Raw genomic sequence first — 21,279 nt, forward strand, 5'->3', positions numbered from 1 at the left:
GGTCCGCGCCGCGGATATCGACGCGACTGTCACACGCCGCGAGCGCCCTGAAGCCAGTCAATCAATTTCGTTTACGTTAAAACGTATATACGATAATTTTTAACGTATAAATCGAAACGAAATAGGGTAGAATCGGGGTATGAGTGAACAATCCGAGACCCCCACTGCCGGGGCGGAGGCCGCCGACCAGCGTGTTTGCCAGTTCCCCACCGATTACGACCCGGAGACCGGGGATTTCACCGTCTGCGGGTACGAACTGGACTCCGGTGGGCGTGGTCGGCCCGGGGAGTTCTGCCATCGCAAGGTGCTGGAGGCCGACGGCAAGTACCGCACGCACAACCGGCTGAACGCGTTCAACCGGCGCAAAGACTTGCAGGTGGAGGCCGCCGGTGCCGCGCCGCGCCGCGAGCGTTCACGACCGGTGACCTCGGCGCGGGCGTCGATGGAGGATCTGCTAGCTCGGTGGGAGACGGTGACCACCGCGCACCGCGATCAGACAGAGGCCCTGGTCGCGGAGGCGTTGCAGATCGTTGGGGCTGCCGGAGATCCGGATGCTGCCGCTCGGGAGGTCGCTGCAGTACGACGTGACGCCGAAGCGCAGGTAGCTGCCGCGCAGGAACGCGCCGACCAGTACGAACAGTCCGAGCAGGCCGCTCGCCGTGAGCTGGCCCGCGCCCTGGAGGACAAGGCGCTCGCCGAGGGCGCCGCCGAGGACGCAGTCGCGGACCGTGACGACCGCGTCGCCGAGGCAAACACTCTTATCGAGGAAGCCCAGGCCGCTGCCGACCGGGCGACAACCGAGTTGGAGCGGGTGCGCACCGAGGCCGCTGAACAGGTAGCCGCAGCGCATCGGACCGCACGTGAGCAGATCCAGACCGCGGAATCGGCTGCTGCCGAACGGATCTCGGCTGCGCAGCGGGACGCGCAGGCACGAATCGACCAGGTCGAACACGATGCCGCGGTGCAGATCACCCAGGCCTCCGACGAACGGGAAGCGGCGATCGCGGCCCAGTACCGCGCCGAGGCCGAGCGTGCCGCATCCGAGCAGGCCGCCACGGATGCGCGCACCGATGCCGAACGGTTGCGCGGCGAGTTGGCTGCGGCACGCGAACAAGCCCGCGATGATGTCGCGCAACTGCGCAACCAGCTCGCCGAAGTATCAGCCGACGCGAAGACCCGCGCTGAATCCGCCCGCGCGGAGATCACCGCGTTGCGGGAGGAACTGGCGGGTGCTCGCGCCGAGGCCCGCGCCGACCGCGAGCAGCTGCGCAGCGACCACGCCGAGGAAATCGCGCGTCTACGGACCGATGCCGACACCCGCGCGCAGGCGCTGACCAGGGCGCTCGAGGCCGCCGAGCGCACCACCCGCCAGACGGGGGAGGGGAGAACGAAATGACCGATGAGCTGCGGTTGTTCGAGCCGGTCCCGGCCGGACTGGGTTTCGCTACCGATCGCCCGGTCGAGGCGTGCACCCACGAGGGGTGTGGTTTGCGCAGCGACCACCCCGGTCCACATGCCAGACTCAGCGTCTGCGGCACCGTCACCGCGATCTGGCCCGCGGTCGAACTCACCCCGGAGCGGGTGGCCGCCTTGAGTCAGCTGCTGGCCGCGTCGCTGGCAATGGTCACCGCAGCGGAGAACCTCGAGACGGTAGCCACGAATATCCGCGCCGCGCACAGCGACGACGCGGTCATGCGTCGTCTCGCCGCCCTCGTCCTGCGGCGGATACCCCGCTTCGACCACCTACCTGTCACAACCACTCAACGTCCTGGCCGGGAGTGGCGCGAGCTGCTCGAATACGCCGCCATCGGATTGCCCCAGCAGAAAGGTGCCCACTGATGTTCCGTCGCCCCAAGTCCCGCCTGAAACCGCCCGCCGAGGATCAGCTGATCGTCGGCGAGCTGACCGAGCGGGTACAGACCGCCCACGACCGCCTCGCCCACCAGTACGACCCGGCACTGACCGAGGCCCTGTCGGTGCGCGAGCTCGCCGCCGAACGCGAAGCGGCCGAACGCGAGCGCGACCATCAGCGCAGCGAGAAACTCGCGCAGCTGCAGGCGGTCGAGGTCACCAGCGCCCAGGTGCGACGCGCGACGGCGGAGATCGTGCGCGCGGATGCCACCGATCTCGTGCTCGCACGCCGCGCGCTGGCTGAGCAGCGACGTGAGTCCAGCCCACACGCCCAACTGGCTTCCTTGTACCGGATCAAGAAGTGGTCCGGTCGTGCCCTGGCTGGCGTCGTGGTCGCCGCGATGGTGTTCTCCGCGGCCAACGTGCAGCACAACCTCGCCCCGGGCGGGCCGGGTGAGCCGCTGTACTGGGCCAGCTACCTGTTGGAGGCGCTGATCTCCACCGTGCTGGTGGTTTTCATGCTCACCGGATCCGCGGTCGCCCGCTGGGGCGTCACCGACGGTGAGACGGCAATCAGATGGACCGAGGGGTTCCTGCTGGCCGGGTCGCTACTGCTAAACACCTACCCGTATCTGCGTGACGAGGAATGGTTCGACGTCAGCGTGCATTCGGTGGCGCCAGTGATGATCGGTGTCGCACTGCTCGGGCATGACGCCGTCTCCAAACGCCTCGGCGCCGCCATCGCCAAGGCCTCCCTGCTCGTGCCCGCCGGTGACGACGACATCACCGACCGTCTGACCGCGCTCACCCGCACCCACACCACCAAGCGATCGGCGGGCGTGGATGTGGACGACACCGCGCGCCACGCGAGCGACATGGACGAGTTCGAGCGCGAGTTCACCGATCGCGCGCGGCGCGCGGAGATGGCCGATGACGCGCAACCGATCGCGCGCGCGCCGATCGCCGCGCGCGCGGAAAATATCGCCGATGAGACCGCGCGCGCCGATCGCGAGACCACCGATCGCGCGCCGATCGCGCGCGGTGAGACCGACGATCCGCGCGCGGAAACTCTCGCTCCGATCGCTCTCGACGACGTGTCACCGATCGCGCGCGACGACGCGACAATGGACACGGAGCGCGCGGTGGAGTCGGAGTTGATCGTGCGCGCGCAGCCGGTTGTCGATCGCGCGCCGATCGCCGAGCACAGCCCTGCTGAGCTGGGAGCCGATCGCGCGCCGATCGCCGCGCACGAGGATGAGACCACACCTGCCGAGACCGATCCAGAGGACGACGTCGCGCGCGATCGGCGCACGGTGGTGACGTTGGTTCGCGGCGATCAGACCGCGCGCGCGGCGCGCGAAACCACCGATCGCGCGCCGCGCGCGGGCCGCTCACCGATCGCGCGCGAGCCTGCTGTGGACGGGGCGCTCGCGCGCGCGACTGATCGCTCACCGATCGCGCGCGGCGGTAATGGCAGCGGCCCGTTCGCGCGCGTGATGTCGCGCGCGGAGGCGGCCAAGCTCGCGCGCGCGGTCCGCGAGCGGGGACGGTCCAAACAACCGATCGAGGTGTTGACTGCGATCTACGAGGCGCACTCACAGGGCCACACCGCGACCTACATCGGCAAGGAGATCGTGCACCTAGCGCACTCGACGGTTGGGCGCGCGATCGAGGCCGCCGATGAGGTGGCCGGCCCCCGCGCGATCAACTGACCACGACCTGTCCCTTCTCGCGACGAAGGCCCCGGCGGCTCGTATCCGCCGGGGCCTTCGTCTGTCCTGGGACGCTACAGCCCGCGCACATGCACGGTGTCATTCAGGGCAAGTGTCGCGTGGATCTGGGCTTGGGCCTGCAGCGCGCGTACGCGCTCCCACATGACGCGGTCGGCCGCTTCCCGGCCGGTCCCGACGTAGTTCGCCCAGCCACCCGCCGCGTCGGACAGGTCCGCGGTCACATCCAGCGCCGCCTGCATTGCTTTTCCTGCTTCGGCCGCCAGCTCGTCGGCGCGCGCACTGTGCTCTGACATAGCCGGAACCGTACGTCGACCGGCGGACTCGACGCGCCGAAAACTCGTGGGTGTGGCCGCGGCCGGAGGCCGCCCGCCACGATCTTGGCGCAGGTATGCTGGTAGGCGATTGAGATCAGAGCGAGCTAGTATTTAGGTGCACTAACGTGCACCCCACCCGGGGTCGGGTGGTCGCTGCGCTGGGCATGAGGGAGTGGGTTGCGATGGCGTCGGAGTCGCCGGATCGGCGGGCGCAGGCCCGGCGGGAGCGTCAGGCCAACGTGGCCGGAGGGCGACCACACCGCTGCGTGGTGAAGCTGTCCGACGACGAGCAGGCGGCGCTGAAGGTCCTCGCGGAGGCGGCCGAGATGACGGTGCCGCGGCTGTTGGTGGAGACCGTGTTGGCGGATTCGCGAGCCGATGTGGGGCGGTCGGGCGCGGTGCTGGCGGTGCTCGAACTCGACGACCAGGTGCGCCGGATCGGCAATAACCTCAACCAGTTGGTGCGCTACGCCCACCAGGAGCGTGAGCTGCCCGAGCACATCGGTGCGGCGCTGCAGGCGGTGACGCGCGCGTGTCTGTCGCTGGATGCGACAGCGCGATGGGTGATGGGCAAGGCGCCCGCGGTGCCGCTCGCGGAAGACGCTGTCGTTGCCCCGCCGCCGGACCTCGACGACGACACCGATTCGTGGGCGTCGATGGTCGACGGGTGATCCCGTCATGATGCCGAACGCGGTCAAGGGCTCCGATATCAAGAAGCTGCTGTGGTATCTGGCGGGCCCGGGCCGGGAGAACGAGCACACGAACCCGCGAGTGCTCGCGGGTGACTTCCTGACGATGTCGGTGTACGGGGGCGCGATCGACCAGAAGCGCGCGTGGGAGCTGGGCAAGCTGCTGGATTCGCCGCGACAGAGTCTGCTGCGCGGTGAGCCGGTGCTGACGACGTCGTACAAGCAGGCGCGGGCGTTGATGGCGCAGGGGATGAGCCGCAAGGCGGCGTTCGAGGCCGCCACCCGCGATGAGAACACCTGGCACTGTTCGCTCGCTTTGCGTGCGGAAGAGGGGCAGTTGCCGATGGAGAAGTGGGCGGCGATCGCGACCGACTTCATGCGCGAGATGGGTTACATCGGCCGGGAGGACGGTGCACCGGACGCGCGATGGGCGGTGGTGCATCACGGGTTGTCGAAGAAGGGCAACGACCACGTCCACATCGCGATGCCGGTGGTGCGGCCGGATGGATCACTGGCGGACATGTTCCGGGATCGCCCGCGCGCGCAGGCGGCGTCGCGGATCTTGGAAGAGCGCTACGGGCTGCAGGTGCTGTACACCCGCGAGCACGGTGACACCGAGCGAGCCACCAAACCGGCTGAGCGGGCGCGGGCGGCGCGGGTCGGTGCGCCCGAAACCGATCGGGAGGCGCTGCGGCGGCGGGTGCGTGGCGCGGCCATGGCGGCGGAGTCCGAGGCGGAATGGTTGCGGCTGATGCACGCCGAGGGCATCACGGTAATCCCGTACTGGGCGCCGGGCGGGATGGACGAGGTGACCGGCTACAAGGTCGAGGCACGCCCACAGAAGAATCTGAAAACCGGGGCGTGGGAGAAGACCATCACCTACAGCGGGCTGCGTCTCGGCAGGGATATGACGCTGCCTACCGTGCGCAAGTGGGCGCCCTGGGACACCTCCCCGCGGGCCCGCGAGGAGGCCTTGAAAGAGTGGCGGCGCATCACTACCGGGTCGGCCGGCCGTCCACGAGTAGTCGACCCGATGGCAGCGCGTGAGGCGATCGACGAACTGCGGCAGTGGAGCGCGGCGACGCGCCGGATCCCGGTCTCCGATCGCAACGCGTGGGCCAAGGCCGCCTCCCAGACCGCAGGAGTGTTCGCGGCGGCATCGGCGCGAACAGAACGCTCACCTGGACCGCTGGATCGACTCTCACGGCAGCTGGCGCGGGCCGGGCAGATGCCCGCACAGCAACGCAGCGCACGCCCGCATCGCAACGACATCGGGCTGCAGGCGGTCGCGCGAATGTTGTGGGCAGGCACCAGCCCCGCGGCGGCGGACATGGCACTGATGTACGCGCTGACCGAGCTGCTGCTGACCGTGCGGGAAGCACTCGCCGCGACCGACCGCGCGGCAGCTGCCGCCGCGATGGCGTCGGAGGCGCGGAAAGCGTTGACCGAGATCCACATGCGCGCCGACGGGATCGACCCGACCCGACCACACCGGCGCGAAGAAGGCTCGCCCGCCTGGGCGGCGGCGGTGCGGTCGAGCGTCGTCGTCGACGGTCTGGACCGCGAGCAATACGAGCAACGCATCAACTCCGCGCGGCAGGCGTGGAATGCCCGCCGCGTCGCGGCCACAGCAACCCGTCGCGGCGAGCAGTACGACGAGAAAGGCCACGTCCTCAAGCCCGCGAATCCGTCGCCCAGCAAGTCCGCCCGCCGGACCGCTGGGCCGCTCACTCCACCTGGAAACCGAGTCAGCGATTTCGATGCCGCGAAGTTCATGCGGTCGCAGAAACCGACCAAACCGAAACCGATGGAGCAGGGCATCAACGACGCCTTCGCCGATGAGGACACCTACGGGACCACGGCCGCGGACGGTCCGCTCAGCTCTCCTCCCGGACACTCACCGGAGAAGTCGACTGAGCGGGACCGAGGACTACCCCCGTCACCACCCTCCCATGGGCCGAACCGCGGTCACGGGCGCGGACACGAGCGATGAAGGGGGCCACGCTCGCATCGGGCAAGGGTGTCCCACCGGCACCGTCGACGCGCTCACCCGGCCCGAAACCCCGTCGCGGCCGCGGCAGCGGGGTCGACCGATAGTGGAGATCTCCGGTTCGCGCTGCGGGTCTGGCTTGGTTTAGTAGCCGACGAGGTTGGGCTCCGGTGTTCTGGAGTGCCTTTGAGACGCTTCCGGTAAGCCCGTTGTCGGCATGAGCTGTCGCAGTACTTCTGTGGCCGGCCAGCCTTGCCCTGATCTCGAGCGGACAACTTGAACCCACATTCTTCGCAGGCATGCCTACCCGCCGGACTCTCGTCGAAGAGATGCTCCAGGAAGAACTTCCGAGTCTCAGGGCCAAGGTACTTCGCCCCTGCGAGGAACTCATACGCCGTGCTCGGGGGCAGGCCCAGATCCTCGATGACATCGCGTACAGAACTGTCGTGGTGGTAGGCACGACTGAGCAGCGCGGAGGGAAGCTGCCATATGACCTGACTCGCAGCCTCATCCAGTGCAAGTTTGAGCAGGTTGTTCGCGACTCGGTCTGTAACGGCATCACGCCGAAATGAGCGGCGCATCATTCGTCTCCCTCACTCCTCGAAGCCGCTTGCAGGCGATCTTCGCCTGAGTCTCTGTTGCTACGCCCGAAGGCGTTGGCGAACACTTCGAAAACCTTTGGCACATCCTCCGGCCGAGCTCTCCACAGAGCCGTGGTGGCCACGACGATGACTGCCACAGCGACCACCAGCACAGGCAATTGCACCCAAAACACCGTCCACGCGCCACTTGATGCTGAGGACTCAGCATGGATCGACACAGCAACCTTCCTCCGAAAAGACAAAAGGCCCCCGACGGAACGTCGAGGGCCTTGAAGACGAAAAAAGCTCCAACCATTGGTTGGAGCCTCCGACGAGCATACCTATGCCCGATGAGCCAGAACTGTAGTGGGACAGTCAGATTGCGTCAAATTCGTCATGTGACCAGGTAGGCATCTGCAGTTCAGAGGCAAGCACCTCCGTTCGCCGCAGCCTATTTCGTAACGGTGTTACCCAAATGGGGGCATTCCGGCCGAATTGGGCCGTACCGCGTGGCGAGCCTGGGACGTGCGGGGTAGTTCGGTCGAGTGCGGCGAAGCCGTGCTCGGGTCCATGCAGAGGTGACCAGCTCAGCTAGCCGTGTAGCGCGGCTATATGCCGATCCCGCCGCCGACGTCTTGCCCGTAGGTCGGTGGCTGATAGTGCGGATGGGTCTCGCGCCAGGACGACTGGGTCGGCTTCACGGATGCCTGCTCGTGTTCTGCCGGTGAGTTGCGAGCGTCGAGGTGCTCGCGTGCGCGTTGTTCAAGGTCACGCTCGGCGGGATCCAGGTGGCGGCGGCGGTTGCGCTCGCCGGTAGCGATATCGATGTGGCGGTTCGCGTCGGTGATCCTGCTGTCGATGCGCTGTCGGACTTCGGCGTCGAGGTCCTCGCGTGCCTGGGCAGCGGTCAAGCGTGCGTTGCGGGCCGTGGTGTCGTCGGCTTCGGCGAGTTTGGCTGACCATTGGTATTCCTGGATGCCAACCGCATCGCGGGCGGTCTTGGCGGCTGCGATGGCGGTGCGGGTTTCCTCAAGCGTGTCGGCCTCGGTTCGTTCGAGTTCGGCGAGGTCGGCGGTCAGCTTCTTGCGTCGGCGGCTCTGCCACCAGTCGAGTGCGGCGAGCTGCTGTCGCACGGTCTCGGCCGCGTCGAACGCTTCCCGGGCTTGGGTGCGTTGCTCCTTCGCTGTCGAAGCGGCGGCCTGGGCGGCACGGATCGCGACCTCATCCGCGGTGAGCTTCTCGTCTGCGGCGTGCACTTGGCCGAGGTGGTCGATCGGCTCACGGTCGCGGGCGTGCTGGTCTGCTGCGGCGCGGCGCTGCCACTTGTCGATATAGGCGGTGAGGGCGTCCTCTGACATCCGGTGCCACGCATTGGATTCGAGGTCGGCGACGGCCTGGGCGAACTTCTCGGCGGTGTCCTGGGCCTCGTCGAGTTGCGGCGACATCCGCCAGCGCAGTGCGGCGGCGGGCTGTTCGTCGGGCAGGGGGCGCTGGGCGAGCGCGTCGCGTGCTGTGGTGGGGACGTCGAGGCCAGCGTCGGCGGCCTGTGTCCATTGCGCAGCGAGGTCGGGCCAATACGGGTCGGTGACCAGGCGCGGTTCCAGACGCTCGGCTAGAGGCTTCCACCGGCGGGCGTCGGCGTCCAGGCCGCCGAGCCGTTCGGCGGCCAGTGCGTTGAGCCGGTGCTGTTCGCGGCGTTCGGCGACTGGGAATTGGGCCGGACCGGTGAGGCGTCGATCGCGGTCATCGACCTTGTGCGCGGCCCGCCACACCGCCAGTTCGGCGGTCAAGTCGGTGTCGGTGTTGTTGTCGCTGTCGGCGAGGTGTTGCGCCCACAGCGGCGCGGTCTTCGCTGTCCAGCCGCGAGCGGTGTCGGCGACAGCGGCCGCGAGGTCGCTGATCTGGCGGGATCGCGCGGTGAGGTGCTCACCTAACCTGCCGAACTCGGTGAGGGCGGGCGGGACTTCGGGCAGCCACCGCATCGGCCCGGCCAGGCGGGCGGAGTGGGCGCCGGTGGGGTCGATACGCCAATCCAATACGGCGGCTTTGTCGTCGGCGGTGTCGAGTTCGCGGGCGTTGACCGCGGTGGTCAGCACCGCGACCGGGTCGCGGCCGTCCAGGGCGATCCGGGCGAGGTGGCGGCGCAGGACGGGCCAGGCGGGCTCGTCGCTGATTCCGGGGACCAGCTGTTCGGCGGCGGCGGTGACAGTGGCCTGGTGCTCGGCGCCGAGATAGGTGTCGGCGGCGACACCGAGCGCATCGAGATAGGCGTCGACCGCGCCGGCGAGGCGGTGGTGTGGGTCGGCGGCGTCGCGGGCGGCGGTCGTGGCCGAGGTTTGGGTGCCGTCGCGAGCGAGGATCGCGGTCAGCGCATCGACAGCGGTCTGCGGGTGCAGCGCGTCATAGGTGTAGGCGGCGGATTCGTCGCCGCTGCCCGCGGTGGCGATGTAGGCGTAGTTCGCCAGGCGAGCGCGCGAGAGCATCACATACAGCTGCGCGGCGGATTCGCGGCCGGTCAGCACACCGTGACAGGTATCGACCGTGAGGCCTTGGACGGAGTCGATCGTGGCGGCGTAGCCAAGTTCGACGTGCTCGGCCACATAGGACGCGGGCAGGGTGACCCGGCGTCCGGAGGCGAGGTGGGTGGCGGTGATCGCGCCGTCGCGGTGCACCGTCCGCACCTTCCAGCGGTAGCCGTTACGCACGTGATCGGTCGCCGAGATCCGCAACCGGTAGTTATTCTCGCGGGTGGTGATGATGTCACCCACACTCGCTGAAAGCCCATCAGCGAGTACGGCTTCCGGACCGTCCGGGCCGCCGATGCGGTCCAAGCGGTCGGCGCGGGCACGGCGGTTGAGGCGGGTCACGAGTTCACGGGTCGGGGCGAGCAGAGCGGTATCGAGGCCTGCGACGTAGTCGGCCTGCCACGCCTGGAACGCGGCCTCGGCGACCGCGCCGATCGTGCCGACCTGAACGCGGTTGTTGTCGGTGTAGAAGGCGATGGCGGCGGGGTCGCCCTCGCGCAGTGCGAGCGAGGCCGCGCGTTCGGCGGGATCGGCGAAGCGCAGGACCCGGTCGAGGGTGAGGGCACCGGCGGCGGCGACGATATCGCGCACCACCCCGCCCGCGGCGACCGCGCTGAGCTGGCGGGTGTCCCCGGCCGTGCGGATACTCGCCCCGCGTTCGAGCAGCCAGCTCACGGCCCGATCCAGTTTCAGGGTCGGGGTTTTCCCGATTTCGTCGATGATGACCAGCGTGCGGTGATCGATCGATGAGATCCACTTCGGAGCCAGTGCCTCACCGAGAGTTCCGGCGTCGAGGGCGTCGGCGAGGGTGATGAGCACATCGACCGTCACGCCCGGGACACCGATCTCGCGGCCCAGATGTGCTGCCGCCGACCCCAACGGGGACACCCCGAGCACGTTGCCGCCCTCGGCTTGCCACGCGCGGGTCAGGGCCTGCATTCCGGTGGTTTTCCCGGTCCCGGCCGGGGCGAGGAGCACCTGCAGGCGGGATCCGGAGGTCGCGAACTCGTGGGCGAGGGCGCGTTGCCCGGCGTTGAGCCCCTTGCCGTGGTTGTTCGCGGCGTACTCGACGATGGCCAGCTCGACCGCTCGCGACGAGATCGTGTGGCCATTGGTGCGCAGGCTCGCCGCGACCAGGCGTTCTTCGGCCGCGACGATCTGCGGGGAGGTGTACAACAGCGATCCGGCGGTGGTGTAGACGCTGGTGCCGTCGCTGCGTGTCAACGGCTCGACATCAGGCACCGGCTCGGGGACGCCACGCGGGATCGACAGCGGCGGTGTGAGCGCGGCCGCGGTGACCTGCTCGGCCAGCTCGCTCCACTGGAGGCGGGAGGCGGGTCCGCGCAGTTGGCGGTGGACCTCGGCGCGGATGTGGTGGTCGTGCCAGGTGGCGCGTGTCCCGGAAACCACCTCGACGACCCGCGCGGCGGTCCGGGTGATCCACGCGGGGTCGGCGAGCTCCCGCTGGGGCGCTTGCTGGTTCAACGCGTCGGCGACGAACGCATCGATCACCTGTTCGCCGCCGAGGATCTGCGCGGCGTCGCGGCGCCACGCGATGCGTTGCTCGGCGCGGGTGCGCGCTTCGGGCTTGCTGGAGCGGGTCTTGAGGTTGGCCTTTTGGCCGAGGTCGAGCAACTCTTTCGGGGTCGGTTCGCGCCCGTTGCGGTCCTGGAACTCCGAGGCCAGGCGTGCCTCTTCGTCCTCGATCTCCCGGGATCGTTTCGACCACTCCCGGATCAGCGCCTCCGGGACGCCGGCGATCTCACGCACCGGTCGCTCGCCGCGGCGGCGCGGGGCCTCGGAATCGACGAACACCAGCCCGAGCGCGGCCTCCAGGTGGTGCTCGAGGCGGGTGTTGTACAGCTCGCTCACCGCGACGTTGTGGCGGTAGAGCATGTTGCTGTCGATCGCGCCCCACTGGCCGTCGTGGCGCAGGACCGCACGCGAAATCACCATGTGGGAGTGCAGATCCGGGTCACCGGCGCGACTTTCACGGTGATCGAACACCGTCGCGATGACACCGCCGACGACTTCCTCCTGGCGGATGCTGTGGCGCCCGCAGCGGGTGAAGGTGGCGCGGGTTTCGAGGTACTCCAGCGATTCGGCGACCGCGGCGTGGTGGGCGGCCTCGATCTTGGCCGCGACATCCTCGGGCGCCAACGCCCACAGCACTGACACGCTTTTGACGGGGCTGGCTGTGAAGTCGTACCCGGCAACGGCTTTCGGGGATGTGCGTGAGGCGCGAGCGATCCACCCCGAGCGGTCTGCATCGGTCAGGGGTGCGTGGCCGCGTTCCTCGGCGTACATGCGGTCGGCGACCTCGGTGGTGATCCGGGCGCGGTCCTCGGCCGGAATCGGTGCGTAGCTGACCCGGCCCAGTTCGGTGTTGTGGTCGGCGTAGGCGTGGGCGACTTCGTAGCGGAAGGAGTACTCGTCGGCCACATGCCGGCCGAAGGGTTGACCGAGGCGGGCCAGGCGCACGGCGTGGGCGCGGGCGGTGCGCCGTGAGATGCCCTCGCTCATCTTCTCCGCGATCTCGGCGGCGATCATCGCATCGGCGTTCGGATGCATCCCGCGCCCGTACAGGGCTCGCATCTGGGCTTCGGAGACCTGCTCACCGGCGGTGATCCCGACATTGGCCAGTCCCGAACCCACCCAGCGGCCAGGGGATTCCCCGCGCTCGCTGTAGTAGCCGGACAAATCCTGGCCGCCGCGATCATCGATGTCGTTGGTGGCGATGCTGCGCAAGTAGTACTCGTAGCCGTCCCCGGCTCCGAGTTTGCTCAGCGAGATCACCCTTTCCACGGTAGCTCGCAAACTGAGCGGTCTTCTTTATCTTTTCGTGACCTAGGAGTATGAGGTGTGGAAGAAATTTTATGATTTGCGCAGGTGGGAGATGGTTTTAGTTTACAGATGAGGGGTGTGGGGGTGGTGGTGTGAGAAGAATGGCGCAGACAGTGGGTGTGGATTGGGGCGGTAGAAGGCACGTTTGTCTGTTATGTCGGTGGCCGGGTTCATGATCCGGATATGGAGCCACGCCGATACGACCAGGGCGGCCCGCTGATCGCGCACCGCCCCACCTTCGACATCGAATGGAATCCCGAGTGCGGCCACCACCTGAGCGCGTTCTGCGACGGATGCTCGACCTGCACCGACTGCACGGGGACCTGCCGGTGCTCGGCCGCCGAGGATGACGACGAAGACATCGCGCCGATGCGCCACGCCAGCTGACCGCCGGGGCCGTACCCTGAGCCGAGCAGATCACACGATCGGGGGAGTCGATGCTTCGGTACATGTGCACGAACCCGTGGTGCCTGGACTCATGGCACTACACCTCGACGTGCCCCCGCCGCCCTCCGGAACCTCGGCCCATCACGCCCGGCGAGATGAGCACCATGCGGCACCTACGCGAGTTGGAAAAACAGGGACGGCTCGAGATCCCGCAGCCGCTGGATTTGCGGTGGCTGTGGCTGGTGCCGCCTGCGGTTGTAGTTTTCTTCCTCCTTATGCTGCTGTGACCTCGTAGTTGAACGCCTTAGTGGTCGCACTTCGGTGTGCACGGCGGCGTGAAGATCCTGTACCGGCAGATATTGCAGGTGTGCACCCGGTGATGGCCGCCTGCCTCCAAGCAGGGCACAGAGCCCACAGTCGCTCGGCCCGGCCCGAAGCGGTGCCCATGTGGGCAGCCGACCGGGGCGGGTTCAACCCATCCCTTGCGGGTCCGGTACAGCCGCTGCGGATCGAGGACGACCCGGCCTTCGACCTCGTACACCGGCTGCCAATCTTCGAACACACTTTCGATGATTTCACAAACTAGTCGGTCTTAAAGGATAGGCTGCGGCCATGGTGAACGTCGGAGACAGGGTCCTGCTCGCGGCAAGTGGCGTGTCCGTATTCGAGGTTCTCGAGGTCGACGGCGACTACGCCGTCGTGGAGTCGGTCGAGAAGAACGCGCCGGGCTGCTACCCGTTCAGCACCGAAGTCGCCATCCTCGTCCCCGCCGACCCGAACTGAACCGGCCGACATGGGCGAATTCGGGCAGATGATGAGGCGGTTCCTCCTGGATCCGACACCCGAACACCGGGTGTGGGCGTGCTGACCGTCCGGCTCGGGGCCGATGACCTCGACGAGATCGTCGAGAACGCGCGCCTATGGGCGCTCAGCGCCGACACCCACACCGAGATCCGGATCTTCGACCGCTCCGTCGAGCTGCTCGCGGTCGACGGATTCGGGGCTTCACTCGTGGATGCGATCGACCAGTGGGACCTGGACCGGCCACCGCTGTGCCCCGAATGCGGGGAGATGCTGCACGCAGCGCGGGTGGCCGGGGAGCCCGGATGGTATTGCCGCAGCTGTGATTACCGCGCCCTGGCGGCGTAGCACCTGTCGGTGCCGCATGCGAGGCTGACGGGCATATCTGCCCGCGGCCCGGGAGGAGCGATATGGCCGAGATCGACGAGCAGCCGCTGGTGCGGCTGGTTGCGCATTGCCGTCGATGCCACGGTTGGTTGATGTCACCGGAATCGGTCGCGCGCCGCATCGGCCCTACCTGTGAGGCCCGCGAGCGCGCAGAGTTGCGTGCCCAAGCCGCGCGGGAGCTGACGCTCTTCGATATAGAGGCGGCCTGAACGCACGGCCGTAAGTCGTCGGCCATAGCGAAACCAAGGACTAGACCCCTTTCGGGCCCTTGCCGTCGCGGATCCGGGCGATGTACTCGCGGCTGAACTGGCTCTCGCGGGCGATCGCGTTGGGTCCTACTCCGTCACCGAGGGCGGCGCGGATCGCGGTGAACAGTGTGGCGCGTGCCTGGTCGTAGGCCTGGCGGGCGGCGCGGATCGCGGCCGCATGGTCGGTCTGTTCGGTCACGTCCGACAGCATGACACAACTTTGTTGGCCAACATAGTTGACATATATCCGCCGACGCCTCAATGTGAACTTTGTAGGCCAACAAAGTTCACATCATGAGGGGTTCGGTATGTCGTTGCAGTCGACGGTCTATTTCGCGGGATGGGGCGGGGATTCGCTGGGTTGGGAGCAGGTGCCCGGGATCGAGTTGCGGATCGCGGCCAACCACAACCCGGTCGCGGTGGCGGTACACGAGCTGAACTTCCCCGGCGCCGAACACCTTCCGCCCGGTGACGTCGAGAAGATCGTGCTGGAGGAGTTGCCGCCGACCGAGCTGTTCTGGGCGAGCCCGGCGTGCCCGGCCTGGACCGACGCCAAGGGCGAGAAGCGCTACTTCGACCAGTCGAACCAATACCGGATGTTCGACGAGGAACTCGGCGTCATCGAGGATCCGGAGGCATCGCGGTCGCGGGCCTTGGTCGAGCAGATCCCCCGGTACCTGCGGTCGATGGCCGCCCGAGGCCGCCCTGTGTTGGCCGGGGTGATGGAGAACGTCGTGCAGTGCCGACGCTGGGATGACTGGAATCGCTGGATCGGTGAGATCCGCGAACTCGGCTACGAGACACGGCTGATCGCCTTGAACTCCGGGCACGTGCTGCCCCGCACCTGCCTGCCCGTCCCGCAGTCGCGGGACCGGCTGTATGTGGCCTACTGGCTGAAATCGCTGGGCCGCCAACCCGACTGGGACAAGTGGCTGCGCCCGAAGGCGTGGTGCGCGAGCTGTGACCGCGTTGTCGACGCGCTACAGGCGTGGAAGCGCCCCGGCGTCGAGATGGGCCGCTACGGCGTCCGGCACGGACAGTACGTGTACCGGTGCCCGTCGCGAGCCTGCAAATTCGCGATCGTCGAACCGATCACCACACCGGCGTCGGCCGCGATCGACTGGAATCTGCCACCCGGGGCGAAGATCGTCGACCGCGACGAACCGTTGGCCGAGAACACCTTGGAGCGGATCCGGATCGGGCTGGAAAAGTTCGCGGGAACACCGATGCTCGCCCCCGCCGGCGGGACCTGGCGCACCGAGGCGACCAGCCTGGGCGAGCCGATGCCGACGCGCACCACCCGTGAAACCGACGCCCTGGTGGTGCCGCCGCTGATGGTGCAGACCAGCGGCCGCGCCGCGCTCACAGCCACCACCACAGCCCAGCCGTTGCCGACCCAGACCTGCCGACGCGAACTCGGCGTAGCGATCCCGCCGTTCATCGCCGAACTGCGCGGCGGCGGATCCAAGAAATCCGCACGAGCCATCACCGAACCACTCGCGACCTTCGCCGCCAGTGGGTTTCACCATGGCCTGGTCCAGCCGCCCGGCGCCGAGTACGCCCGGCATCTGCTGGTGCCCTACTACCGCACCGGACGCGGGCACCCGGTCGACGAGCCGATGGGCACCCTCACCACCCGCGACCGGTTCGAGCTGCTCGGTATCGACCCGAAGCAGCTGCTCGAACAGTGCACGTTCCGGATGCTCGAACCTTCCGAGATCCGGGCCGGGATGGCGTTCCCGGCGACCTTCCAGGCGTTGGGCGACAAGCGGACTCAGGCCCGCGGCTACGGCAACGCCGTCACCCCAGCAGCGGCCGAAGTCATCGGCTGTGCGCTCGTCGAGGCCATCACGGGCGAAGAGATCGAAAGGACAGCCGCATGACCGGCATCGAATGGACCGAGACCACCTGGAATCCCGTCACCGGATGCGACCGCATCAGCGCGGGCTGCGACAACTGCTACGCCCTCGCGATGGCCAAGCGGCTAAAGGCGATGGGCTCGGACAAGTACCAGCGCGACGGTGATCCACGCACATCCGGACCCGGGTTCGCGGTGACGATGCACCCGGACGCACTGTCGATCCCGTTGCGCTGGCGTGCCCCGCGGCTGGTGTTCGTCAACTCCATGTCGGATCTGTTCCACGCCCGCGTCGACGAGGACTTCGTGCGGGACGTTTTCGACGTCATGCGCGACACTCCGCAGCACACCTACCAGGTGCTGACCAAGCGGCCCTCGCGGGCGCGGCGCCTGGCCGAGCGTGGCCTGGAGTTCCCGCCGAATCTGTGGCTGGGCACGAGCGTCGAGAACGGCGCGACCACCCACCGCATCAGCGACCTGATCGCGACTGCTGGTGTGGCGGTGCGGTTCCTGTCGTGTGAACCGCTGCTCGGCCCGATCGACCTCGACCGGTTCCTGTTCCCCCAGGCCTGCGCCGACGGGTGCGCGTGTCGGTGGCCCGACGACGGTGACCGGTTCGAATGCGCCTGCGGCGGTGAATGCGCCGACTGGCGACCCGCACCAGCCATCGACTGGGTCATCGTCGGCGGCGAATCTGGCCCCAACGCACGACCGATACACCCCGATTGGGTACGCGACCTGCGCGACCAGTGCACCGACGCCGGTGCCGCGTTCTTCTTCAAGCAGTGGGGTGGGCGCACCCCGAAGGCCGCCGGCCGTGAACTCGACGGCCAGATCTGGAATCAGTTCCCGCAGAACAGGAGTACCTCATGCCGAGGCTGATGTCGGTCTCCCTGACCGAGGACGCAGTCCGCGACCGCAGCAAGACCGTCACCCGGCGCATGGGCTGGCTGCAGCTGGCGCCCGGAACCCGACTGACCCTGTGCCGCAAGGTCATGGGACGCAAACGCGGAGAGCCGCTCGTGCGGATCGTCGACGTCGAGGTCGCCTCGGTGCGCCGCGAGCAGCTCGACACGATCACTCCGGAAGAGGTTCGCGCCGAGGGATTCCCGCAGATGAGCCCGGCAGAGTTCGTTGCCTTCTTCTGCGGCAGCCACAAGGGCTGCACACCGAGCAGCACGATCACCCGGATTCGATGGCGATACCTCGACGACCCAGTATTCGACCAGACCCGCGACCACGGGGGACGGTAGCCACCACACGAGAACGACCGAGGGGCCTGGGCTGCTACAACTGCCCAGGCCCCTCGGTCGTTCATAGGCGGATTAGCCCTCGGCGATTTCCACGATGTCCACGGCCATACTGAATGGAATCTTGACCCGCTCCGTCTCCGCAGCCTTGTCGGGCGTCACGCCCCACCGCACAGTGGCAAGCCAGAGCCCATTTGGATCTGTGAGCACCGGAATAAGTTCAAGGATCTTGCCCATTCGGTTGTAGCTACTCTGCTGGCGGCCCAAAAACTTGCCGACGAAGGACTGATCGAGCTCAGCGCCGGTGATCGTGTTGACCTTGACGTTGCCTTCTTCGTGCTCCGAGCCGATGAGCTTGGCGCGATACTCGTCGATCGCCATCTATAACCTTCCCGGTTACCTACGGCGACCGGGCTAGCCCCGGCCGCATCGCCTGCGGGACCACGGTAGACCCCACCACCGACATCTCTAAGGAATCCGTTTTGCGGTCAGCAGGACGTCTGGAACGGGAAGCACGACTGCGACGGGGCAGTCGTGTGCACGGGCGCGACGGTCGACGGCACCACGGCGGTGTCGCCCGGCCTTTCGGGCGATCCCATGTGAGTGAGGGTCAGCACGACCAGCAGCAGGACCACGCCGCCGAAGAGCGCCCCGAGTGCCCACAGGATCGGCGTTGGCGAGGCACTGCGGTAGCCGGGGTAGTACGGGGACCGGCTTCGCGGCCGGCGTGCGGGTCGGTCGGTGAAGCGGACCGACCCGCGCACGTTGCTCCCGCCTATCCGTCTCCGGCGAGAATGTGGCCGAATGGCTTCATACCCCATGACTATCAGTATGGGGTGAGGGGCCGACACGATCGGCCCAAGCCCGCTATGCAGTAGCCCCTCCGGGGCGCTACTCCAAGAGGCGATCTGTCCAGTCTTCGTCGGTGTTCGCGATCTCGACTGCCATCCCCATCGTTATCTGAAGCGCTGCAACCTCCATGCTTTCCCGTGGGTCTGCACTCTGCTCAGGTGACGGCCGCTCCGACGCTGTCATGTACTTGAAGATGTCCTGCTCAGGCATGAGTACGGCCGCCGTCGGGTTGCGATGCTGGGGGAAGTAGACCGCGAGCCGATCCACCATCACTTCCTCAGCGATGTCTGAATCAACGGCAACTAGCGTGTTCCTCAGCCACGATCGGTTCTGACGGAATGTTGGATCTCGGTCCAATCCAGCGAAACCGAACACCGCATACGCGTGAGGGTCGTTTTCCGCAGCTGGGTGACGTGCCCTCCACGTTCTGCTCGCGGCAGCCATATTGACGTTGTACTGATGATCCACCACATCCTCGTCCCCGGCCTGCAGCTGGACTTCGACGTCCACCTTGGGTGGTGTTCTGGGGTTTTTGGGGTCGAACTTGTAGCGGCGGATGGCTGATTCAGAGACGTCGACGCGACTCAGCCGCCGTCGCTCAAGATAGGAACCAGACCCGAGATAGTCGGTCAGCGTGCCTTTCCGCAGGTTCACCGCAATTGACCAGTCCAGGTACTTGTCGTCGCGGACTCCGTAGCGGACGTGTAGCTCGGTGACGATGTCTCCGTTGGCAGGTCCGAGTTCTCCGACGAACTCGCGGTATTCCAGACCCAGCGGCGGCCGGTATCGGCGCGGCTGCGGGCTACTGCCCTTAGAGCCTCGTGACTGTCTCTTAGACATGGCTACCGAGCCTATGTTGAGGGACCGACGTAACTGCAGCGCATCAGGACATCCCACGCGCTCTGAACGCCGATAAGGCCCGCATCGCAGTAGTTTTCGGCGTTCAGCGTTCGCGCTCGATGCCCTCTCTCCAGTTGCGTTCGGACCGGGTGAGCGCATTGGGCGTGTAGTCCGCGAGCGGGCTGCGCGGACTCAGGATAGTCGGGTGCGCCGCGTCGTGGGCTTCGCGTTCGTGCTCGGCATGGGCGACGTTGCGGGCGATCTGAGCGCGGGTATCCGCGGCGGTCAGCGATGCATTGGCCTGTCGGCTCAGCAGATTCAACTCGTAGTACCGCTCGCCTGCCGGAACTTCGACGCGGATCCGGTAGTCGAGCTGGTCGAGTTCTTCACGCAGCGTGTGTAAACGGGCGGGATCGGGGTCGTGGTCGAGCAGTTTCGATTTCGCGATGAGCTCGTTGTACAGCTCTTCCAAACTCGACATCGCAGACCCCCTAATGCGGTGGTGTATCGGCGTTTTCAACGGTACGTCGCGCATCCGACACCCCCGTCGGTGGACTCGTACTCCCGAACCCGCTGATTAAGAGTCAGCTGCTGGGCCGTGAGGTGCCGCATCAGGAGTTGAGCGCGGCGGGGCACAGCCATTGCCGTGATGCTCCCGGGGGCAGAGTTCCCGGGAGCATCGACGGTGGCCTTGGTTTCACGCTGTCGGCTGTCGCGTTCGGCTCTCAGCTTCGTCGAAGATGTTGTTGGACAGCAGCATCACGGCCATGGCAGCTCCCATGACGCCGACGAGGACGGCGCCGAGGGCGGGGAAGTCGGCCAGGGAGGCGGCGTAGCCGAGGATGATTCCGCACCAGGTTGCGGTGATGAGGGTGAATACGCCGCGGGTGCTGGTGGCGATTCCGGTCAGCCTGGTCAGGTTGATCCATGCGGGGGCGGCGGTGAATACGACGACCCCGGTGAGTGCCCCGACGAGCGGGATCGAGACCGCGAACCAGGCGAGTGCTCCGGTACCGACGCCGGCGACGGTGGCGGTGGTGAGTCGGATCGGGGTGAGCAGCTGGGACCAGGACGGTTTGTGGACCCAGCTCGCGGTGCTGAACAGCAGGCACATCACGAAAATCAGCGCCAGGACTCCGGCGAATTCGCCGGTGAAGCGGTGTCCGAACCACACCGCCGCCGCCATCGGGTACAGGGCGATGGTCAGCATCACCAGTGGGAACGCACGGGTCGTGATCGTCTGAACGACGGTGGCGACCCGTCGCTGCGGCGCGATCTCACCGTGGCACCGTCCGAGGGTTGAGCAGCTGTGGCAGTGCTCGCTTATCGGGTGTGCGCGTTCGGGCGGGTCGTGGTCGTTGTGGTGGGGGAACGGTGAGGGGGCCACGCAGGGGAACTGCGGTGTGTTGTCCTGGCGCCACTGCTCGGGGTCTTCCTGCCAGGTGAGCCATGAATGTTCCCCCTCGGAGGAGGATTCCGAGCTCACGACCAGTCGTTGGGCGTGAACTCGGTAGCGGTGATCCGGGTCGTTGCCGAGATCTGGATGCGGCGGTTGCTGAGGTGGGTTGCCGCTGACCTCGTCCCACAGGTTCAGCATCCGCACGACGGCCTGGGGAGCCAGCCGACAGGCATTCAGGAACGCTTCGACCTGGCCACGGTTCTTGGGCAGGGTGTTGTTCTTGGGGTCGATGAACCGGTATGCCGTCGAGCGCGGCAGCCCGGAGTAGGCGGAGATCTGCCCGGCGGTGAACCCGGATAGCTCATGCACCCGGCGCAGCATCGCCATATATGCGGCGGCGGAGTCTTCGCTCGACTCCTCGCTGCCGGGCTGCCCGGAGGACGCCGCAGCGATCATCGCGGGCCACCGCCCAGATTGCCGAATACCGCACCGAGAAACCGGAATACGGCGCGGGTTCCGGCGCCGACCGCGCTCGAGGGCAGCACCAGCACGGTCACCGGGACCACGATCGCCATCAGGTACTGGACAGCTCGCAGCGGGTCGACACCGTGCGTGATCAGCATGTAGTGGTAGCTGAAGCTGGCCACCACCACGACCGAGGCCAGAAACGCCGCAGGCCACGACACCACGGGCACCGCCGGCGGTATGTCCGGGATACCGCCATCAGGTA

General features: G+C 67.3%; 20 protein-coding genes. 12 read left to right on the forward strand and 8 right to left on the reverse strand.

Annotated elements, in window-relative coordinates; all coding sequences use genetic code 11:
- Positions 1-139: 139 nt before the first annotated feature.
- The 3 genes from ACQPZ2_RS44130 to ACQPZ2_RS44140 are packed head-to-tail and all read left to right on the forward strand — an operon-like array spanning position 140 to position 3,563.
- Complete coding sequence (locus tag ACQPZ2_RS44130) at positions 140-1,396, forward strand: hypothetical protein (RefSeq protein WP_433527776.1); 1,257 nt, start codon at positions 140-142, stop codon at positions 1,394-1,396.
- Positions 1,393-1,839: a hypothetical protein gene (locus tag ACQPZ2_RS44135; protein WP_433527777.1), complete on the forward strand. Its 447-nt coding sequence runs from the start codon at positions 1,393-1,395 to the stop codon at positions 1,837-1,839. Before ACQPZ2_RS44130 ends, ACQPZ2_RS44135 begins: the two co-directional genes overlap by 4 nt.
- Positions 1,839-3,563 (forward strand): hypothetical protein, encoded by a 1,725-nt coding sequence (locus ACQPZ2_RS44140; protein WP_433527778.1) that lies wholly within the window; start codon positions 1,839-1,841, stop codon positions 3,561-3,563. The genes ACQPZ2_RS44135 and ACQPZ2_RS44140 overlap by 1 nt, the downstream gene beginning before the upstream one ends.
- A 74-nt stretch (positions 3,564-3,637) precedes the next feature.
- On the opposite strand, the gene ACQPZ2_RS44145 is transcribed toward ACQPZ2_RS44140, so the two are convergent.
- Positions 3,638-3,877, reverse strand: coding sequence for a hypothetical protein (locus ACQPZ2_RS44145; RefSeq protein WP_433527779.1), 240 nt, complete (start codon positions 3,875-3,877; stop codon positions 3,638-3,640).
- A 203-nt stretch (positions 3,878-4,080) separates the two neighbouring features.
- On the opposite strand from ACQPZ2_RS44145, the gene mobC reads away from it, so the two are divergent.
- Positions 4,081-4,569 carry a plasmid mobilization relaxosome protein MobC gene (gene mobC / locus ACQPZ2_RS44150; RefSeq protein WP_433527780.1) on the forward strand — a complete coding sequence of 163 codons (489 nt, stop codon included), beginning with the start codon at positions 4,081-4,083 and terminating at the stop codon, positions 4,567-4,569.
- Between the two features lie 7 nt (positions 4,570-4,576).
- Positions 4,577-6,580, forward strand: coding sequence for a relaxase/mobilization nuclease domain-containing protein (locus ACQPZ2_RS44155; RefSeq protein ID WP_433527736.1), 2,004 nt, complete (start codon positions 4,577-4,579; stop codon positions 6,578-6,580).
- A 1,186-nt stretch (positions 6,581-7,766) separates the two neighbouring features.
- On the opposite strand, the gene mobF is transcribed toward ACQPZ2_RS44155, so the two are convergent.
- The gene (gene mobF, locus ACQPZ2_RS44160) at positions 7,767-12,479 is read right to left on the reverse strand and encodes a MobF family relaxase (RefSeq protein ID WP_433527737.1); all 4,713 of its coding nucleotides are present in this window, start codon (positions 12,477-12,479) and stop codon (positions 7,767-7,769) included.
- 231 nt (positions 12,480-12,710) lie between these two features.
- On the opposite strand from mobF, the gene ACQPZ2_RS44165 reads away from it, so the two are divergent.
- The 4 genes from ACQPZ2_RS44165 (at position 12,711) to ACQPZ2_RS44180 (ending at position 14,311) form a co-directional block, all read left to right on the forward strand.
- Entirely contained in the window at positions 12,711-12,914 is a 204-nt protein-coding gene (locus ACQPZ2_RS44165) for a hypothetical protein (RefSeq protein WP_433527738.1), read from the forward strand.
- A gap of 612 nt (positions 12,915-13,526) precedes the next feature.
- Entirely contained in the window at positions 13,527-13,697 is a 171-nt protein-coding gene (locus ACQPZ2_RS44170; RefSeq protein ID WP_433527739.1) for a hypothetical protein, read from the forward strand.
- A gap of 78 nt (positions 13,698-13,775) precedes the next feature.
- On the forward strand, positions 13,776-14,063 hold the full coding sequence (locus ACQPZ2_RS44175) for a hypothetical protein (RefSeq protein ID WP_433527740.1): 288 nt from the start codon (positions 13,776-13,778) through the stop codon (positions 14,061-14,063).
- 62 nt (positions 14,064-14,125) lie between these two features.
- On the forward strand, positions 14,126-14,311 hold the full coding sequence (locus ACQPZ2_RS44180) for a DUF6011 domain-containing protein (protein WP_433527741.1): 186 nt from the start codon (positions 14,126-14,128) through the stop codon (positions 14,309-14,311).
- Between the two features lie 40 nt (positions 14,312-14,351).
- Here ACQPZ2_RS44180 and ACQPZ2_RS44185 read toward each other — a convergent pair whose 3' ends face one another.
- Entirely contained in the window at positions 14,352-14,561 is a 210-nt protein-coding gene (locus ACQPZ2_RS44185) for a hypothetical protein (protein WP_433527742.1), read from the reverse strand.
- 97 nt (positions 14,562-14,658) lie between these two features.
- Here ACQPZ2_RS44185 and ACQPZ2_RS44190 point away from each other — a divergent pair, with 97 nt between their 5' ends.
- The 3 genes from ACQPZ2_RS44190 to ACQPZ2_RS44200 are packed head-to-tail and all read left to right on the forward strand — an operon-like array spanning position 14,659 to position 17,461.
- The gene (locus ACQPZ2_RS44190; protein ID WP_433527743.1) at positions 14,659-16,233 is read left to right on the forward strand and encodes a DNA cytosine methyltransferase; all 1,575 of its coding nucleotides are present in this window, start codon (positions 14,659-14,661) and stop codon (positions 16,231-16,233) included.
- Positions 16,230-17,090: a DUF5131 family protein gene (locus ACQPZ2_RS44195; RefSeq protein WP_433527744.1), complete on the forward strand. Its 861-nt coding sequence runs from the start codon at positions 16,230-16,232 to the stop codon at positions 17,088-17,090. Before ACQPZ2_RS44190 ends, ACQPZ2_RS44195 begins: the two co-directional genes overlap by 4 nt.
- Positions 17,078-17,461, forward strand: coding sequence for a hypothetical protein (locus tag ACQPZ2_RS44200; protein WP_433527745.1), 384 nt, complete (start codon positions 17,078-17,080; stop codon positions 17,459-17,461). The genes ACQPZ2_RS44195 and ACQPZ2_RS44200 overlap by 13 nt, the downstream gene beginning before the upstream one ends.
- Before the next feature lie 72 nt (positions 17,462-17,533).
- Here ACQPZ2_RS44200 and ACQPZ2_RS44205 read toward each other — a convergent pair whose 3' ends face one another.
- From ACQPZ2_RS44205 to ACQPZ2_RS44225, 5 genes are all read right to left on the reverse strand, one after another.
- The gene (locus ACQPZ2_RS44205) at positions 17,534-17,839 is read right to left on the reverse strand and encodes a hypothetical protein (RefSeq protein WP_433527746.1); all 306 of its coding nucleotides are present in this window, start codon (positions 17,837-17,839) and stop codon (positions 17,534-17,536) included.
- A 510-nt stretch (positions 17,840-18,349) separates the two neighbouring features.
- Positions 18,350-19,150 (reverse strand): hypothetical protein, encoded by an 801-nt coding sequence (locus ACQPZ2_RS44210; protein WP_433527747.1) that lies wholly within the window; start codon positions 19,148-19,150, stop codon positions 18,350-18,352.
- Between the two features lie 103 nt (positions 19,151-19,253).
- Complete coding sequence (locus ACQPZ2_RS44215) at positions 19,254-19,631, reverse strand: hypothetical protein (RefSeq protein ID WP_433527748.1); 378 nt, start codon at positions 19,629-19,631, stop codon at positions 19,254-19,256.
- A gap of 216 nt (positions 19,632-19,847) precedes the next feature.
- Positions 19,848-21,005, reverse strand: coding sequence for a hypothetical protein (locus ACQPZ2_RS44220; RefSeq protein ID WP_433527749.1), 1,158 nt, complete (start codon positions 21,003-21,005; stop codon positions 19,848-19,850).
- On the reverse strand, positions 21,002-21,244 hold the full coding sequence (locus ACQPZ2_RS44225; RefSeq protein WP_433527750.1) for a hypothetical protein: 243 nt from the start codon (positions 21,242-21,244) through the stop codon (positions 21,002-21,004). Before ACQPZ2_RS44225 ends, ACQPZ2_RS44220 begins: the two co-directional genes overlap by 4 nt.
- Between the last annotated feature and the right edge of the window lie 35 nt (positions 21,245-21,279).

This window comes from Nocardia pseudovaccinii, assembly GCF_050942345.1.
In the GTDB taxonomy this organism is placed as follows: Bacteria; Actinomycetota; Actinomycetes; order Mycobacteriales; family Mycobacteriaceae; genus Nocardia; species Nocardia pseudovaccinii.